The sequence below is a fragment of the Psychrobacter sp. genome (genome assembly GCF_049295055.1).
Classification (GTDB): Bacteria; Pseudomonadota; Gammaproteobacteria; order Pseudomonadales; family Moraxellaceae; genus Psychrobacter.
Genome location: NZ_JBAQQF010000083.1, coordinates 1 through 19,436 on the forward strand (window position 1 = coordinate 1; position 19,436 = coordinate 19,436).

11 protein-coding genes are annotated in these 19,436 nt (G+C 42.6%); 8 read left to right on the forward strand and 3 right to left on the reverse strand.

Going from position 1 to position 19,436, the window contains the following annotated elements; genetic code table 11:
* Nucleotides 1-1,307 (reverse strand): mechanosensitive ion channel (locus WAZ74_RS12460; protein WP_422308623.1); only part of this gene is annotated, 1,307 nt, incomplete at its 3' end.
* A gap of 414 nt (nt 1,308-1,721) precedes the next feature.
* Here WAZ74_RS12460 and WAZ74_RS12465 point away from each other — a divergent pair.
* Nucleotides 1,722-2,453 (forward strand): FKBP-type peptidyl-prolyl cis-trans isomerase, encoded by a 732-nt coding sequence (locus tag WAZ74_RS12465; protein ID WP_422308624.1) that lies wholly within the window; start codon nt 1,722-1,724, stop codon nt 2,451-2,453.
* Nucleotides 2,454-2,783: 330 nt separating this feature from the next.
* Here the strand turns inward: WAZ74_RS12465 and argA are convergent, their stop codons facing one another.
* Complete coding sequence (gene argA, locus WAZ74_RS12470; RefSeq protein WP_422308625.1) at nt 2,784-4,106, reverse strand: amino-acid N-acetyltransferase; 1,323 nt, start codon at nt 4,104-4,106, stop codon at nt 2,784-2,786.
* 404 nt (nt 4,107-4,510) lie between these two features.
* Between argA and WAZ74_RS12475 the strand changes: the two genes are divergently transcribed.
* The gene (locus WAZ74_RS12475) at nt 4,511-5,098 is read left to right on the forward strand and encodes a hypothetical protein (protein ID WP_422308626.1); all 588 of its coding nucleotides are present in this window, start codon (nt 4,511-4,513) and stop codon (nt 5,096-5,098) included.
* Nucleotides 5,099-5,326: 228 nt separating this feature from the next.
* On the opposite strand, the gene WAZ74_RS12480 is transcribed toward WAZ74_RS12475, so the two are convergent.
* Nucleotides 5,327-6,337, reverse strand: coding sequence for a patatin-like phospholipase family protein (locus tag WAZ74_RS12480; protein WP_422308627.1), 1,011 nt, complete (start codon nt 6,335-6,337; stop codon nt 5,327-5,329).
* 265 nt (nt 6,338-6,602) lie between these two features.
* On the opposite strand from WAZ74_RS12480, the gene recG reads away from it, so the two are divergent.
* The 6 genes from recG (at nt 6,603) to WAZ74_RS12510 (ending at nt 19,049) form a co-directional block, all read left to right on the forward strand.
* Nucleotides 6,603-8,999 (forward strand): ATP-dependent DNA helicase RecG, encoded by a 2,397-nt coding sequence (recG, locus tag WAZ74_RS12485; protein WP_422308628.1) that lies wholly within the window; start codon nt 6,603-6,605, stop codon nt 8,997-8,999.
* A 388-nt stretch (nt 9,000-9,387) separates the two neighbouring features.
* The gene (locus tag WAZ74_RS12490) at nt 9,388-10,779 is read left to right on the forward strand and encodes an efflux RND transporter periplasmic adaptor subunit (RefSeq protein ID WP_422308629.1); all 1,392 of its coding nucleotides are present in this window, start codon (nt 9,388-9,390) and stop codon (nt 10,777-10,779) included.
* Nucleotides 10,776-13,874, forward strand: a complete 3,099-nt coding sequence (locus tag WAZ74_RS12495; RefSeq protein ID WP_422308630.1) for an efflux RND transporter permease subunit — start codon at nt 10,776-10,778, stop codon at nt 13,872-13,874. The genes WAZ74_RS12490 and WAZ74_RS12495 overlap by 4 nt, the downstream gene beginning before the upstream one ends.
* Before the next feature lie 512 nt (nt 13,875-14,386).
* Nucleotides 14,387-16,153, forward strand: a complete 1,767-nt coding sequence (locus WAZ74_RS12500; RefSeq protein WP_422308631.1) for a transferrin-binding protein-like solute binding protein — start codon at nt 14,387-14,389, stop codon at nt 16,151-16,153.
* A 158-nt stretch (nt 16,154-16,311) separates the two neighbouring features.
* On the forward strand, nt 16,312-17,742 hold the full coding sequence (locus tag WAZ74_RS12505; protein WP_422308632.1) for a surface lipoprotein assembly modifier: 1,431 nt from the start codon (nt 16,312-16,314) through the stop codon (nt 17,740-17,742).
* Nucleotides 17,743-17,774: 32 nt separating this feature from the next.
* Nucleotides 17,775-19,049, forward strand: coding sequence for a lipoprotein-releasing ABC transporter permease subunit (locus WAZ74_RS12510; protein ID WP_422308633.1), 1,275 nt, complete (start codon nt 17,775-17,777; stop codon nt 19,047-19,049).
* Nucleotides 19,050-19,436 lie beyond the last annotated feature (387 nt).

Below are 19,436 nucleotides of genomic sequence, written 5' to 3' on the forward strand. Positions count from 1 at the left end.
ATACCCATCGCTTTTAGACCCATGGCAAGTACTAAGCCCATGATCAGTACGCGTACGATGTTTGCTAGGAACTGTGAACCTTGCTCAGAGCGCTCAACGACACCAGCAATGATGTTAGCAAGCCAAAAACCAATGAATAGGATGATAGCGCCTAAAATGATGCTAGCACCGAAAGCAATAAACATGGTAATGATTGCTGAGATAGGCTCAAAACCTAATAAATCAGCGGCTGCGATAGAGGCAAATAACATAGCAAAGAAAATAATCGCATAACCAACTAGGTCAGAAACTCTCTTGTTACCCATGGTCTGTTGTAGACCAACTTTCGCAGGTAATTGATTAACTTGGGTATTCTCAAGTAAACCTTTGATGATATTAGCAACCATACGTACAACATAGAAGGTCACTACTAAGATAGCGACAGCCATAAATATATTTGGCAATGCTTCCATGATTTTGTTAAGCATATTGGTTGCAGGGCGTGCAATCACATCAATTTGTAATGCATTTAATGCAGCAATAATCGTTGGAATGATGACCACTAAGAATGCTAGTGAACCTGCAATATTAGGCAAGCTGTTCTGTTCGCTTAAACCCGCTTTTGACGCCAGTTTTTGTACATCAAAAGTAGAAACAAGGTTGGTCACGATGCCACGTACGACTTTAGCGATGATATAACCCACCACAAAGACAACACCAGCGATCAGAATATTAGGAATAAAGCTGAAGATTTTATCAACCATATTGGTTAATGGCGCAAATAAACCATCAAGCTCTAATTGACCTAAAACCATGGTCAACACGACTAACAGGATAAACCAGTAAACCATATCAGCAATGGTACTGCTCATAGGTTTAACGCCAGCTTTTTCACTTAAACGCTCATCCATTGAGGTTTTTGCTAGAGCAGCGTTGATACCAGTACGTGCAACTGTTGCAATAACCCAACCGATGACACCAACAGCAATCGCGCCGATGAGATTAGGAATAAATGCCAATACTTGATTGACCATATTCGCAAACGGAGTCGAAATAGAATTTAGATTTAATTGGCTAAGCGCGCCTGAAATAGCGATGATGAATATAAACCAAAAAACGATCTTAGAGATAACACCCTCTAGATCGTAGCTTTTTCCGGTTGAAGAATTCATGCGCTGGTTAAGATTGACTTTAGACAAGACACCGCGAACAAGCGCAGCAATACCTAGGGCAACGAGCCAGCCAATGATGAAAATCAAAATAGCGCCGATGATGGAGCCAATAGGGCCACCAAGATAACCGTTGAACGATGTAAACATTGGATTCATCCTGTCCTCCTTTAATGATCATGTATAAGCTGTCAAATAATAAATGCCATTAAATATAAGTGGCTTGTTTGCAGCAAACACATACCTAATTATTAGTATTTTTAGTTAAAATTATTTCAGTATTGAATATAAAAACTTAAAAGTTAACATTCATTGCAATCGTTAACAAAATCTACGTTCTGTTACTTCTTACCTTAACTAATTAAGCTTAGCTGATGTAATGATGGATTTAAAGATAGAAAGCTTAACCACTTACTATAGTTGTGTGATAAGTTGTTATTTTTATGGCAAATATTAACATAGACTGTACATTTGACCGATAATTTCAAGGGAATCGTAGCCCCCAAAACTAAGATTTGCTATTATAGAAGAATGTGACATCTTGCCACTATCCTTACAATTTGAGAGCATTTTATGAAAAAAATTACTACCCTAAGCGTCAGTGTACTTGCTAGCGCTATGTTATTAATCACAGGTTGTAGCACTAACAACGGTAATAAAGAAGCCGCTGCCCAAAGTGTCTCTGTCACTGAACAAAGTCCAGCAAATGAAAAAGTGGGTTATAGCTTGGGCTTTATGATGGCAGAAGGGAATAAAGAAGCGGTTGGCGATCTAGATCTAGATACTTTTGAAAAAGGCTTCCGTGATGGTTACGAAGGTAAAGATTCAGCATTGACCAAAGAGCAAATGGAAGCAGTATTGACGGCCTATCAAAAAGAGCAGGAAGAGAAATTCGTGAAAGATATGGAATCTAAAGCAGGTGACAACAAAACCAAAGGCGCGGCATTCCTAGTAGAGAATGGCAAGAAAGCAGGCGTGAAAACCACTGCTTCTGGTTTACAATATAAAGTAGTGACTGCAGGTACTGGAAAGTCACCAAAAGCGACTGACGTGGTTGAAGTAAACTACGAAGGTAAATTGATTGACGGTACTGTATTCGACAGCTCTTATGAGCGCGGTGAGCCAATTGAATTTCCACTTAATCAAGTAATCGCTGGCTGGACTGAAGGTCTACAGTTGATGAAAGAGGGCGGTAAATACGAGTTCTATATTCCATCAGACATCGCTTATGGCGAAGCGGGTAACGCAGGTATCGAGCCTAATAGCACGCTTATCTTTACCGTTGAGCTGTTAAAAGTAAAATAATGAGCTATTAGCATTGTTAAAAATCAATGATAAAATATAATAAAAAAGCCCTCTAGTATAAGAGGGCTTTTTTTGTGACTGGTTCTGTGATTTTACAATTGAAACTATTAGGATTTAAGGTTTTTAACTTAATAGCATATATAGTCAGTTCTAAATAAAAAAAGTACAACTATTATCAGGCGCTACTGGTGTAAATTTTGCTTGCTGTGCCTGCGCAGGCAGAGGCCGCGCAAAATTTATCCCAGTAGCGCTGTATTTATTTAATAGTGGATCGACTATAACTTGTAAAAGCGATATCAATTAGCGTATTAAAGCTAATTCAGCTACCAACTAAAGATTCTTTTGGAACACTTTAGAATTACGACCGTTGTTATATTTCTCTTGCCGCGCTTCAGGTAAAGCGCTTGCCTCAACTTCGGCAAACCCTTGTTCTACAAACCAATGCGCCGTACGAGTGGTGAGTACAAATAATTTGTGTAAACCATGACTGCGCGCTTGTTGCTCTAAAAACGCTAGCAAATCAGCACCGCGGCTACCGCTACGATATTCAGGATGTACTGCAACGCAGGCGACTTCCGCTGAATCTGCATCGAGCGGATAAAGTGCTGCACAGCCCAAAATCATACCATCACGCTCAATGACGCTATAATTATCAATCTCTTGCTCTAAGCGTTCGCGTGAGCGACTAACCAAAATGCCTTGCTCTTCTAACGGCGATAATAGCTCTATCAGTCCCACCACATCGTCAATATCAGCGCGGCGAATTTCTTCATAAGGGTCATGGCTAATCAATATCCCAGAGCCATCACGAGTGAATAGCTCCTCAAGTAGCGCACCATCTTTAGCATATGAGATAATATGGGTGCGATGAACGCCTTGGCGGCAAGCATTGCTGGCACAGCTTAAGAAGTAGTTAATCTCATTATTAACGTCGCGTTCTCGCAAAAACCGATCAACTTCGTTCGGAATCATCTCATGTAGTAAGCGACCATCATCATTAATATCCGCTGCTTCACCTAAGAAGATTAATTTATCAGCACCTAGTGCAACAGCCGCGCTAAGCGCCACGTCTTCAGCAAGTAAGTTGAACACTTCGCCAGTCGCCGAATAGCCCATTGAACCTAAAATAACAATATGGTCATGTAGTAAGTTATTTTTAATCGCTTCAACGTCAATAGAGCGTACTTCTCCCGTCATTTGGTAATCAACACCGTCGCGGATACCGTAAGGACGAGCAGTCACAAAGTTGCCCGACACCGCATCAATGCGCGAGCCATACATGGGTGAGTTTGCCAGCCCCATCGATAGCTGCGCTTCGATTTGTAGACGGATAGCACCCACTGCTTGTAATATAGACGGCATTGCGACGCGAGGTGTCACGCGAATGTCTTGGTGCAGTGGTGAGGTAATATCAGCATCTTTGAGATTTTTTTCGATTTGTGGTCGCGCACCATGCACCAATACCAGCTTGATACCTAAGCTATGCAATAAGGCAAAGTCATGAATTAGGGTGCTAAAATTTGGATGATTGACCGCCTCGCCACCAAACATAATCACGAACGTTTTGCCGCGATGCGTATTGATATAAGGGGCAGAATTACGGAACCAATGGACGTATTCAGGGTTAATCTGGGGCATGGCGCTAGTAGTCATAATGGCAGCAATAGTCGTTAAAATAAGAAAAAGGTGTGACAGGAAGTGCCTGTCGCTAAAGGATCGTTAAAGATTTACCATAGCAAAAAACGTCGTTATGAGCTATCTTTTATTTCAGTAGCGTTAATGAGTTTTTATAGCTGATTAACGATATACAGAACCTCAACACAGGGTTAGTGTACGTATAAACACTTTTTGTTATGCTAAGCGCTATTGCTTTACAGATAGCTTACGCAGATAATTGATAAAAATAATAAAATTTAAAAAATTAACATGATTAAGTATGAGAATATATGATGATAGCTTGCTTATTATCAAATACTGTCAAAAAACCATTAAATTTATTAGCTTCGTTTTTTACCAGCTTTGTTTTACCGATACATTAACTAGGGATAATGAATGTCATGAAGAAAAGTAACCATTTTGCTAATCCATTCAGTGCATGGAGCGGACACCGCTTATTTCATGTTGTCGCCGGTACGCTCGTTGGCGTAATGGCAGTGACACAAGCATCAGCGATGTTGCCGACACCAGAACAAGCGGTTGATAATTCAGTAGCCGTTCAGTCAAACTTTAATCAAAGCAGTCAGTCAAACGCACAAGCGGTTAACAGTAAAATCACAGCATCATTGATTAGTGTTGATGCAAATGGTCAAGAAATTTTGGTTCCTGTAACCGCAAATACGCGTTTGCAGTCAGGTAATGTCCTAGAGTATCAAGGCTATTTTACCAATACCAATGCTGATCGAGTCCGTAAAATGACCGTTACGATGAGTATTCCTGAACAAGTAGAATTATTGCGCGCTGTCTCCCCTGACTTCCCCTATGGCAGTGCAGATGGCAATAATTTTGCTCGCATGCCGTTACGTGGAAAGGTTGACAATCAACTACAAGAAATCCCTTTAAAGTTCTATAAAGCGGTACGTTGGGATTTGGAAGGCGTTGGTCTTAATGACACCGTTGCGGTTAAATACCGAGCGCGTGTTAAATAATTGAGCTGTTTTTAAATAAATAATTCTAAGTAACTGGTATTAAGTAAATTGTTTAATATTAGGTTTTGCTTAATTGGTATTTATTTAGCATCTAATTAGTGTTTACTGCAACATAAAAAGCACCACAGTTTATTGCTGCGGTGCTTTTTTGTCGTTAAGGTTTGGGTCCTTTAACTATTGTGCTTGTCTATCAATCAGAGAATTGCGTATTTGCGCTGAGTTTTTTCTTTAGCTCGTCTTTCTCATTAACTCAGTCTTTTCGTGAATCAGTTGCTTAATCGCACTAATCTGAGCAGTAGTGGCTTGCGAGCCAGCAGAAATAAGGGCGCGGCGTTGACTGGTATCTAAAGAGCTGATGTGGCCAACGTTCGGGGTAATAAGAATATCAGCACGCAGGCGCTCAGTACGTATTGACGAGTTGCTGTTAGTAGTATTGCCGTTAGTAGTATTGCTGTTGATATTGGCAGTCCAATTAGTCTCAAGTAAACCCCAAAAGCTACTGAATGAAGTAATTGTGGGTAGTTTATTGAGAGATGTGGAAGATGTATTAGGCTCGGTAACGTCAACAGCGATAACAATATCAGCGCCCAAATCACGAGCGCTATCAACGGGCACTAAGCTGACCACGCCACCATCAATGTATTTTTTGCCGACTTTTTCAGGAATACGCGGTGCAATAAAAATATTAGGCACACTACAGGAAGCTTGGACGGCAAGCCCAGCATTACCTTCGGTAAAGATTGCTTTCTTTAAGCTATCCTTTTCGGCAGCAACTGCGGCAAAGCTGATAGGAAAGCTTTCTATCGGTCGACCGCCAACATGACTATTGACAAAGTTCTTGAGCTTAATACCTTCAATAAAGCCTTGATTTGATAAAGTGAAATCTGTCAGGGCACTATCGGGAGTGGTCAGCGCTAATTGCTCTAACTGCGCAGGCGTGTAGCCGCTAGCATACAGGCTACCAATTAGACTACCGACACTGGTTCCGACCACTAACGTTGGGGTAATACCGCTTTCTTCTAAAGCCTTAATCACCCCAACATGAGCAAAACCTTTAGCACCACCACCACCTAAAACTAGGGCAACACTGGGTTTATCGATGCTAGGTTGCACTGGCGCAGTCACTGGTTTGAGGCTATTACAGGCGCTGGTCAACAAGGCTAATGTACTAAGCAAGCTAACCTGCAGAAATACTACTAACGACAGTCTTAAATTATGAGGCGTTTGAGATATAAGCATAAAAACCTTAATACAAAAAGTGCTTTGTTAAAGAAGAATATGGGTTTGGTGATAAGTGATTTATTTAATGAGTGATTAGTGATTAGTGATAAGTGAGAAATAAGAAATGGCTAAAAAGCAAAAGTCACCATTACTAAATAGCTTAGTATAATCAAGTTGGTTGTCAGTTATAATGCTAAAACAGCCTTTTTTATGGCTTGCCAGTTATTATCATTTCATGCGCCAAAACGTATCAATCTTAGAGTCATATTGTTAGGATTTTTTAATGCCAATATCTGCCAGTCAATTATCCAATCGCTCTTTTAATAGTGAGCCTACCTCAGCGCTTGATATGCCTGTGACGGCGCTGGCAGGTGTTGGGCCAAAAGTAGCAGAACAGCTGGCACAATTGGGTATCGTGCGTATTTTTGATTTGTTATTACATCTGCCGCGTGATTATGAAGATCGTAGCCGACTGGTGGCTATAGGCGATGTTGCACATGGGCAAGCAGCACTGATGACAGGTCGCGTGGTACATGTCGATAGTAAGCGTAGCGGTATGACGGTCATCATCGATGACAATAGCGGTACGATATCGTTGCGATTTTTTAAGGTATATGCTGGTCTAGCGCAAACCATGAGCTTGGGGACTCAGCTGCAACTGTTCGGTGAAGTCAAGGTCAGCCGCTACGGTAAACAAATTCATCATCCTGAATATGAAGTCGTTACTGATACAGTTGCGCCGACCAATACGGGTTTACAGCCGATCTATCCGTCCGTAAAAGGCTTACATCAAAATAAACTGCGGACATTAATTAAGCTGGCATTACAGACGGTTCGCAGTGAAGGGCTACCGATGACGCTGTTTACCTCGGATGATTTTGCTACGGTTGCCGATTTACCATTAGTACCTTTTGAGCCAACGAGAAAACAGATAGCAGATACGGCTGAGCCTGAAGATATTTTTTCAGCACTGGCGCGTAGCGTGCCAGAAAACAGTGCTTTAGGAAACAATTCTTCAAGAAACAGTGCTTCAGGAAATGGTGCTTCAGAAAATAGTGTCCAAAAAGCCACTCCATCTGTCTATAACTATACAAAATATGATTCAGACCATGACGCTGCTACTAATACAGTAGCTGTTAGCAATGTCTATAATTTGACAATATTTGAAGCGTTAGTCCTACTGCATACGCCGCCAACTTATACCGATGCTGGGCAACAATATAAGCTATTAACACATCTGAGCGCGCGTACGCATTCCGCTTGTCAGCGCTTAATCATTGAAGAACTAACCGCGCATCAGCTGAGCTTGCTATATCGCCGTCAGCAATTGCATCAGCATAAAGCACCAAAATGTGCCATGCAAAGTGCGCTGACTGATCAGTTATTTGCCGCCCTGCCATTTAGCTTAACGGGTGCGCAGCAAAGAGTCATGAAAGATATCACTGCTGATATGGCAACGTCTATTCCGATGTTGCGTCTAGTACAAGGTGATGTGGGCGCGGGCAAGACGTTAGTGGCGGCTGGCGCTGCTGGTTATGCTCTCGATAGCGGCTGGCAAGTAGCCGTCATGGCACCGACTGAGATTTTAGCAGAGCAGCATTTAGTCAATTTTAAACAATGGTTTGAGCCGTTAGGCGTTGGTGTCGGCTGGCTGGCCGGTAAGCAAACAGCTAAGCAGCGCCGTGAAGCGCTAGAAGCTGTGGTAGAAAATACGGTACAAATCGTCGTTGGTACCCATGCATTATTTCAAGAGCAGGTAAAATTTGCCAAATTGGGACTGGTCATTATCGATGAGCAACATCGGTTTGGCGTTGAGCAGCGTATGGCGTTGACCAATAAAGGCGTAGCGGGTAGCACACCGCATCAGCTGATAATGACCGCAACGCCGATTCCGCGCACACTAGCGATGAGTGTTTATGGCGATATGGATACCTCGATTATTGATGAGCTGCCACCGGGGCGCACACCAATTACCACAGTCACTATCGACCGTAATCGCCGTGATGAGGTGATTGAACGCATTGCGGTAAATTGCGAGGCAGGTAGGCAGGCGTATTGGGTTTGCTCGTTAGTGGAGGAATCTAGTGTACTTGATGCGCAAGCTGCCGAAGCCACTTATGAAGATTTGAGTGAGCGCTTAGATATTCGTATCGGACTGGTACATGGCAAAATGAAAGGCGCTGATAAGCAGGCAGTCATGCAAGAATTTAAATCAGGGCAGCTTGATTTATTGATTGCAACTACGGTCATCGAAGTGGGTGTCGATGTGCCCAATGCTTCATTAATGGTCATCGAAAATGCGGAACGTTTAGGTCTATCGCAATTACATCAATTGCGCGGACGAGTTGGGCGTGGCTCAACCAAAAGCTATTGCGTCCTGCTTTATCAAAAGCCGCTATCTGAAACCGGTACTGAACGCTTAAGTGTACTGCGTGAGAGTACTGATGGTTTTGTGATTGCTCAAAAAGATTTAGAGTTGCGAGGTCCAGGTGAGCTGTTAGGGAAACGCCAAACAGGTAATGTTGGTTATTATTTAGCTGACCTCATTCGTGATGAGCAGTTGTTTGCAATTGCTCAGCGTTTGGCCAAGCATTTAATTGCAGATCCAGCGCGTAAGGCCGATGTCAGTCAACTCATTCATCGTTGGATGCCGGAAGCCAGTCGTTATACTAATGCTTAATATCGTTAATTTACTTTAAAAAGAATATAGTCCAGCCTTGATATCAAACCTAGAACACCTATTGTTAGAAGGTTTTTTCTAAAACATCTTTATTAAATCTTAAACTTACTAACACAAGACACTATATCTATAAATAAGAGGATAATTTAATATATGCTATCTTCAATAAATTTATAGACTATTGTAAAGATAAACAGTGCTTTAGAGACAGTTATTAACTTCTCTAGTAAATAAGCTTGATGATAAAGCTACCTGATTTTTACGCCAATTATGGATTACGTCTTATACTTAATGATTAATATTGGTAAGACCTATTCATGTCAGTTTTTTAGCATCAATATATTAAATATACCAATTTTATTACTGCCCATATTTATAGAGAGTTATCATGAGCGATGTTGAAGACAACAAGCCGCCAGTTGAATCTGAGCTACCACCATACCGTCAATCTACGACGCTGACGAACAAGCCAGCGACAAAGTTTCCTCTATGGTTGCTGCCAGTATTGGCAATGGTGCTCGTTATTGGCGTTTTGGTTGGAAAATACTGGGGTGGCGATAAAGTAGCAACAAGTGATGCGTCAGCTTCTACTAATACGCAAAGCGATAGCGAAAATGCAAGCGACGTCAATACTGAACAAGCCGTCCTATCAGTAGAAACGGTAATGCCAAGCCAAGATAATATTGGTAATACGCTCAGCGCTGACGGAACTATCAATGCCAAAGACATTGCTAATGTCAGTGCCAGAGTCAATGGCGTGGCAATTGAGCGCATATTGGTAGAAGAAGGTCAGCGTGTTAAAGCCGGTCAAGTACTGGCGATATTTGATACCGATGCGATGGAGCAGCAAGTCTTGCAAGCCGAAGCAGACGTTGCAGAAGCAGAAGCGACGCTTGCTAATGCTACTGCTGATGCTGCCCGCGTCCTACCACTCATTGATATTGATGCCATCAGCAAGCAAGAAGCCGATCGCTATCGCACCTCTAAACTGCAAGCGCAGGCTGCGCTACAAGCATCTAAAGCGCGCTTGAGTACGCAGCGCTTGAGTGTGTCTAATGCCAACGTGGTCGCACCCGTTAGCGGTGTCATCAGTGAAAAAATGGCTGAAGTTGGTATGGTTGCCGATGGAGAGCCGTTGTTTACCATTATTAAAGGCGGCATTTTAGAGTGGCGTGCAGATATCGATCCTAAACTTATTGGTGAAGTTAATGTGGGCACACCTGTACAAGTGAGCTTACCAGGAGGCGATTTTGTCATGGGTCAGGTAAGCCGTATTGCGCCAACGGCGGATAATAACCGCCAAATTACCATTTATGCCAGCCTCGCTGCTAACGCCAAAGCGCGGGCAGGGATGTATCAAACTGGAGCGTTTTTATTGGGTAGTAGCAGCGCCCAAACCATACCTAATAGCGCTATCGTCAGCAATGATGGCTATGATTATGTGATGCTAGTCACCAATATCAGTACCCAAGACAGTAAAAATATCGGTCGTATCAAACAACAGCGTGTGACATTGGGTGAGCGCTTTGGTGATAGTGTGGCGATTACAGAGCCACTCCCTGCTGATAGCCGTATTGTGAAGCAGGGCGGTAGTTTTTTAAATGATGGTGACTTGGTACGTATCGTTGATGGACTCAATAAAGTGAATGAGCAAACTGGCAGCCAAGCTGATGCTGGTGCAAGTAAAGAAGCGGTTAATAAAACAACTGGTAGCAAGGCAACTAGTAACAAAGAAACTAGTAACAAAGAAACTGGCACAGCCACGCAGGCGCGCTCATGAGTTTAAATGTCTCAGCTTACTCGATTAAAAATCCTTTAGTTGCCATCTTACTATTTGTGCTGCTGACATTAGGCGGCATTTATGGTTTTATGAAAATGAAGGTACAGCAGTTTCCTGATATTGACTTACCAGCGGTGGTAGTCACAGTCACTCTACCCGGCGCCGCACCTTCGCAGCTCGAAAACGATATTGCAAAAAAGGTAGAAAATAAGCTCACTAGTATTGAGGGCGTCAAGCATATTCGTACGACGTTACAGACTGGCGCGGCTACTATAGTCACCGAGTTTGTCTTAGAAAAAGATATCCAAGAAGCGGTCGACGATGTACGTTCGGCAGTCGGTGAAGTACGTGGTGATTTACCAGCAGCAGCCAACGATCCTATTATTACTAAAGTCTCAACGGCAGGATTCCCAGTTGTTACGTACTCTGTCGCTGCTGATAATATGAATGTGGAAGACTTATCATGGTTCGTAGATGATACGGTTACTAAGCGACTATCTGATATTCCAGGCGTTAGTACCGTCAGCCGTATTGGTGGTTTGCAGCGTGAAATTACCGTCGCAGCCGATCCTATTGCGCTCAGTGGCTTGAAGTTTTCTATCGCACAATTATCGCAGCAAATCACTGGCATTCAGCAAGACAGCTCTGGCGGTGAAGCAGAAGTCGGCAAAACCACTCAGACGATCCGTGTACTCGGTGCCGTTGAGCGCGCAAGCGAGCTGAATGATTTACAAATAGCCGTTCCTACCGGTGGCACGCAAGCGCTTGGACGCATGGCGCAAATTACAGATGGCGCGGCTGACCCAAGCTCTATTGCCAAGCTCGATGGGCAAACGGTGGTTGCATTTAATATTACCCGCTCGCGTGGTGCTAGTGAAGTTGAGGTCATGAAGCTTGTCGATGCCGAGCTTGCTAAGCTGTCAGCAGATGTCGGCAATATCAATATTGAAAAAGTCTATGATCGTGCAACGCCCATTGATGAAGATTATCAAGCATCATTACGGATGCTTATAGAAGGTGGACTGTTAGCGGTGGTAGTGGTGTTCTTGTTCTTGCGCAACATTCGCGCGACCTTTGTTGCTGCTGTCGCATTGCCGCTATCCGTCATTCCTACTTTTTTGGGTATGTATCTGTTTGGCTTTAGCTTAAATATCATCTCGCTATTGGCATTGTCGTTAGTCATTGGTGTACTGGTCGACGATGCTATCGTAGAAGTCGAAAACATCATTCGACATCTGCGTATGGGTAAGACGCCTTATGAAGCCGCGATGGAAGCGGCGGATGAGATTGGTTTAGCGGTGGTTGCCACTACCTTTACCTTGATTGCCGTGTTTTTACCCACTGCCTTTATGGGCGGTATCGTTGGGCAGTTCTTTCGGCAGTTCGGCTGGACAGCAGCCCTATCAATTTTCGCCTCTTTAATGGTGGCGCGTCTCATCACACCGATGATGGCAGCGTATATATTAAAACCAGAAAAAAAGCACGTTGAAAAACAAAGCGCCCTGATGGGTTGGTACCTCAAAGTTGTGTCGTGGACGCTGCATCATCGCTGGATTACGATGGGTGCGACCTTGGTATTGTTTGTGGCTTCATTAGCTTTGGTGAAATTACTACCCACCTCTTTTATCCCAGATAATGATATTGACCAGACGCGTGTGGCGATTGAGCTAACACCTGATGTTGCGTTAGAAGACACTGAGCGAGTTGCCGCGCTGGCAAGTGAGCGTATTTTAGCCCTGCCTGAAGTGACCAATATTTTTACGTCGGTAGGCGAGGCGCAGGCGGCGATGGATTCCTCTTCTAGCGGTGGTAAATCCGAGAATATTGCTGGTTTAGATATTGTACTTGCCCCGAGGGCCGAGCGTGGCTCTAAGCAAGAAATTGAGCGTAAGATTAGTAATATGTTGGCAGAAGTGCCTGGTGCTCGCTTTACGATCGGTCTATCGAGTGGCGGTGAGACAGGTTATAATTTTTCTATGACCAGCACCGATCCGCAATTGCTTGAGCAGACCGCACAGCAGATAATGTCAGAGATACGTGCGTTACCAAGTGCTGGATCTGTCACCAGTGATCGCAGCCTGCCGCGCCAAGAATTGACGGTTACGCCAAACAGGTTAGCAATGGCGGATAAAGGGGTAACGACGCAAGATATTGCCACGACTTTACGTGTGGCTACCGTCGGTGACTATGAGCAGAGTTTATCTAAGCTTAATTTGGATACGCGGCAGATACCGATAGTGGTGCGCTTGCCAGATATCGCTAAGCAAAACGTCAGCCAACTAGAGGGTTTGTATTTACCAAGTGCCCTACCAGCAGGACAAGGCGTACGTGTCGGTGAGGTTGCAACGTTAGACTTTGGTACTGGACCTGCGCAAATCAGTCGCCTCGATCGTGAGCGTGCGATTAGCATCACCGTTCAGCCCGCTAACGGTGAGCTTGGTGATTTGGTGCAAGCGGTCAAAAACATACCCAGTATGCAGAAACTACCCGCATCCATTACCATTATTGATCAAGGACAAGCAGAAAATATGGCCGAGTTGTTTAGCGGCTTTGTGATTGCGATGTCCGTCGGTGTGGTCTGTATTTTAGGCGTTCTTATCTTATTGTTTGGGCGTATCTTGCAGCCATTTACTATTCTGATGGCATTGCCGCTGTCTATCGGCGGCGCTTTTGTGGGCTTGGTGATTACTAATAGTAGCCTGTCTATGCCATCGATGATTGGTTTTATTATGTTGATGGGTATTGCGACCAAAAACTCTATCTTATTGGTCGATTATGCACTGATTGCGCAGCGTCGCGGTTTAGCACGTTTTGACGCCATTATTGACTCCTGCCTTAAGCGCGCGCGTCCTATTATTATGACCACCATCGCGATGGGCGCTGGCATGTTGCCTTTGGTATTTGGTTGGGGCGATGCTGATCCGACGTTTCGTCGACCGATGGCAGCAGCAGTATTAGGTGGTTTGGTGACATCGACTTTATTAAGCCTAGTCGTCATTCCGGTGGTTTATACCTTGATGGATGATGTATCAGGATGGTTTTCGAAATGGTTGGTTCCACATGGCAAAGGCAAATCCACTATTGAAGACGCTTAACATGAATTATAAAAAGTAGTGATGCTAGGTAATAGGTGGTAATAAAAGCCTGATATCTGATAATTTTTTGGTTGACCGTCTATTTGTTATCTGTCAACTATGAAGTATAATTGGTTATAAATATTAGAGTGCCTTATGAGTTATGTAAATGTTATATATCTTATACCATAAGGCATAAAAAGGTCCTGTAAGTGCAAATGCTATCTCCATAAAGTCAGTAATAAGCATATATTTATGATTATATTCAAAACGTTAACCCACTCAACTTTTGTAAAAATATTTAGTTTTAGTCAAAAGAAACTTGAACTTAATAAGGTATTCCTTTATTCTATATGCATAAACTTTACGAAATATGACAATGCTATTACATCGTAGAAGTTTGTGTTGACATGACGTATACGGTTTGATAACCTGCTGGCAGGATGCTAGTTGCTACATTTCGTAGTGAACAGCGAGACATACCGTACTTAACTATACACCGGTCGTTTTTACACCGATTTGAGGAAATAACCATGAAACAAAAGTATCTAGCTATAGCTCTAAGCGCTATCTTCGCAACAGCAGCTTTGACCGGTTGTGGTAGTGACAACGATAGCAACAACAATACGCCTACACCTACACCTACGCCTACGCCTACGCCTACGCCTACACCTACGCCTGATAACACTGCTGATAACGTTGGTGACGCAGCATCTGGTATTACAGATTTAAATAAAACGGCAACCGTTGGTGGTCAACAGTATAAGCGTGGCGCTACTGCTAACTTTGACCGTACGTTAAACCCAACTGCTAGCGGTAACGAAACTGTTCTGAACTCTAAGACGTTACAGAACACCAAGCTAGACAATATCGTATTAGGCCGTGAAACAGTTAAACGTCTTGACCAAGACGAAGCGGTACTACGTTTAGCTGGCGAAGCAGTTGATGGCTTCTCTAATAACAGCTCTGCTAACACTTTAACTTTACAACAGCATAATGGCACTTATGGTGGCGCAGCAGAGGGTAGAACAGCACTTAGTTTCGCTGCTAATGGTAATACTCAGTACTATACCGTTGCTGGCAAACCAGTAGATGGTGTAAAATTTGATTATAATCCTGCTGTAGCAGCTGGTGGCACGGGCAATCCAAATGTAACTACTGCTTCTACTAGTGGCTATCCTTTATATGACGTAAATGGTGTACAACTAAAAGAAGTCGGTACTAATGCTCCATTATATATAGTCGCAACTCCCGCTCCTCGTCCTGCAACTACTGGTAACAAAATTCAAGTAAATGGTAATGTTACTAACGGAACAGGTGGAGTAAGAGCTTTAGGTACGCAACAAGAAGCAGGCTTAGTCACTATCGATCAAGTTACGGGTGGTTATGCTGTTAAGGGTCAAGAAGATCAAACAGGTCTACGCCCTGGCGTCACTGCTGATGGTTCTAAAAAGACTACACGTTTCTTTGGTAAAAACTATATTGATACTGCCAACACAGGTAACAATAGCTATCGCTTCACTGGAAGTTTGAACGCTGATAATGAATATGTTAGCTCATCAACTAATAACATTACAGTTCAAGAAATTAAGTTAAATGATGTTCAGTATGGCCGTGTGACATCTAACATCGATAAACTAAGTGCTATTCAAACTGTTGGTAAAGACGGTACAACTTATTACCAGTCAGAGATCGGTGCTAACGATACTCGTGTGCCTAACGGTACTCCAGGTGAAGTAGACACTTACTTCTACCGTGGTACCAATGAGACTAGCGTTACTGATATGGGTAAATTCTTTGACAACAAAAACAACATCGCTCAAGGTACGGTTAGCTATGCCGGTCATGCAGTGATGTATGGTATTGATAATACCTATCATGGTACCAAAGGTAACCCAGATACCAACGCTCCAGGCAATGGTGAAATAGCACTACAGGGCGTTGGTAACTTAGTACAAGCTAACGTTAACATTGGCAAAAGAGAAATTACAGGCTCTGTCTTTAACGTTTGGAATCTTGATAATGGCAAGACTGGCGGTGTAAACCGTAAAGACGACCTAGTAACTTTTGGTGGTAAGATTAGCGGTAATACTGCTAAAGGTGAGTCACAATTGGCTTATGGTAACAAAGCTAAAGGTGCATTTAAAGGCAGCTTCTTTGGAAAAAATGCTGAAGAGTTTGGTGGTTCTGTAAACTCTATCGATGATGGTTTATATGGTAACGCAGCTTGGGGTGGTGTATTTGGTACCCAAAAAACTACTCAAGTTATTAAAGATAGTAACGCTAACCAAACTGAGTAATCATTCAGTTAGTATTTAGCAATGAATAAGCAAACGGCCACCTCTGAGTGGTCGTTTGTTCGTCTAACGATTGAACATTACTGATTGGAACTTTTATGCAATATTTTCGACACTCTAGTATGTATAGTGCTCTACTACTGGCGCTAGGCTGCTTTTCTATGAGCGCTCAAGCTGCCAATGAGCCTCTCGCTCCTCAGGACAACTCAATTCAAGATATTAACAAGATCATCAGTCAAAACCAGCAGCCTTTATATAATAGGCTACCAACTGAGCTGCCCTCTGATAACACCGAGCCGCAGATGAGTAAAAAAGAGTCCATTGCTTACTTAAAGGAGAATCCAGAAGAGTTCGAGGCCTTATTAAGTCAGCTACTCAAACAAGGTAACGCCGACTCGCTAGAGGAATTGTTGCCTTATTATCAGCAGCTCCCTAACTACGATCCTTCAGTCATAGACTGGGGTAATGCCATCATTGCCGCAAAAAAGGGTGAGCTAGATAAAGCGGTGACTATTTACCGTAAGCTCAATGCGCAGTTGCCCGATGTCCAGATTTTAAGATTTCAGCTAGCGATGGCACTGTTTTATAACCGTCAGTTTGATGCGGCTAAATCTGAGTTTGAGAGATTACGTAGTGATGCCACTACAGCGGAAGATACAACAGCGATCAACGGATATTTGGATGCAATTAGCAGACAAAACCGCTGGAGCTTCAACGGTTCTGTCTCTTATCTTAATGATAATAATATTACCAATGCACCCGAGCAAGGCACCGAGATTGTTGGGCCAGATGGCTCAGTGCTTACCTATACCTCGCCTAGAGAATCAGGTCAAGGTTTAGACTTTAGTTTGGGTGCTGATAGAAAATGGCTATATGATAATAAGCTATTTACGGCACTACATCTCAATACGTATGGTAAATACTATTGGGACAATAAAAACTATAACGATATGACTGCCGGTATCGGTGCAGGGGTTGGTTATCAAAATGCGGCTACTGAAGTAGAGCTACAGCCTTTTTATAATAAGCGTCTATATGGACAAGGTAAAGAAGGTGATGGCAGTCTTGATAGCTATGCTGATACCAAAGGTGTCAACCTCAACCTAAACCAATGGCTAAGTCCGAAGATGCGTTATCAAGGATTGGCACGCTATAGTGAAACCAATTATATTGATCGTTATGCCTTTAATGATGGCGAAGACTGGTTATTTGCCAATACGATGGTTTTTTATCCCAATGGTCAGCAGTTTTTTACAACGGGACTTGACTACTCAACTAGAGACTCCGAAGATGATTCTTTAGCTTATGATCGTCCGGGATTTAGACTAGGTTGGGGTCAGACATGGCCAAAAGGCTATTCAACCATACTCAATATGGGCTATGCCAAACGTGACTATAAAGCTGCAGATTTTTTCGGTATTCAACGCGAGAATAAAGAATACAATATGGGTATTACGGCATGGAATAGGGGGGTTTCTTTGTTTGGCTTGACACCTAGACTCAGCTGGAACTTCAATAAGGTTGAGAGCAACTCGCCTTTTGAAGAATACAGCAAGAACGATGTATCTGTTGAACTAACCAAATCCTTTTAATTTTATACTTGCAGAGATAAGAGACAATAACTATGCGCTGCCTACTACCGCTTTTTATAGGATTGCGTTTTACCCGTTCAAAAAACGCTAATAAGTTTTTGTCTTTTATCTCAGTGGTCTCTATGGCAGGTTTGATACTCGGTGTAGCCGCATTAATTGTGGTCACATCAGTATTAAATGGTTTCGAAAAGGTGTTGGCTGACAAAGTATTGGGTATGGTGCCACAGGCATCTGTTTATGCGTCCTATCCTCTAGATGACTGGACTCCATTTGCACAGCAAATAAAAGCAAATGATCCTAACGTTGCAGGCGTAGCTCCTATTGTTCAAGCTCGGGGTATGATCTCGATAGGTGGAGAGGTCAATAGCACGATTTTGAATGGTATAGAACCACAATTCCAAGCCGATGTATCTATCATCGAAGACAGTATGGTGATGGGTCAACTTGATACCTTGGTGTCAGGGAGTGGTAATATCGTCCTCGGGCAGTATGTAATAGATAAGTATGATCTAAAGCTTGGTGATGAGGTTGGTATTATAATCTCCAAACCTTCTAGTTCGACAGTAGGAATGACACCGACCTTTCATACTTATACTCTTAGTGGAGTATTTCATGTGGACGAGCAGTCAGATAAGTGGCTGAGCTATATTGCTATGGATGATGCTTCTGACATACTAGATTTAGAGCACGGTGCCGTTGGAGTTCGTTTAAGCTTGTATGATGTTTTTGCGTCTAAAGAATCAGCCGAAAAGGCTTTAGTTAGTGCTACTAATACAATACAGACACTAAAAGTCGCGCCAGACAATCTTACTTTTTCGATTGTTGAATGGACGCAGACTCATGGTAGTTTGTATAGCGCCATTCGTATACAAAAGACAATCATGTCATTGCTGTTATTTTTGATAATTTTAGTTGCTGCTTTCAATGTAGTTGCTACTTTAGTAATGAGCGTTACTGATAAAAGAGCAGAAGTCGCGATACTTAAAACTTTCGGTGCTTCTTCTACCCTTATTTCACGTATATTTATCATTCAGGGTGCTATTATTGGAGTGACTGGTATATTAATTGGTTTAGTACTTGGCGTTGGTATGTCTTTGAGTATTCACAGTATTTCTGCATGGGTAAATACGACATTCAACTTAGGGCTTTTTGATAATTACTTTGTTGAAGCACTGCCAGCTGAGATTAAAGCATTAGATGTTTTCTTTATTATAGTATCTTCATTTGTAATTGTTTTACTGTCTACGATATATCCTGCTTATAGCGCGGCCAAGATTGAGCCAGTGAAAGCATTAAGAGGAGAATAAATGACTTTAATTTTTCTTTACATTAGGATGTAAATCAAGGAGATAGCTAGATATTCAGCTTTTCTGTTTTATATTTAAAGATTCAGTAGGAGTGTTATGATAAGAACGTTCCAAAGATTCTGATCCAACGTTTATAGTCTGCTAACTGACCTTGACTTCTTTCTTCTTCAATTCACTTCTGCTTTTTTTTGGAGAGTATAAAAAATCCTGCTAATATTGAATCAATAATAGCAGGGGTAAACATCACAACTAATAGTATGATGAGCTATGCTGAAGAAACCGTACAAGTAAACTTGGTAAACTAAGCATATTCCTAGGAGTTTACCATGATCAAGAAAATCAGAAGCTACAGTGCAGAATTCAAAGCCGCAGCCGTCAAGAAGATAG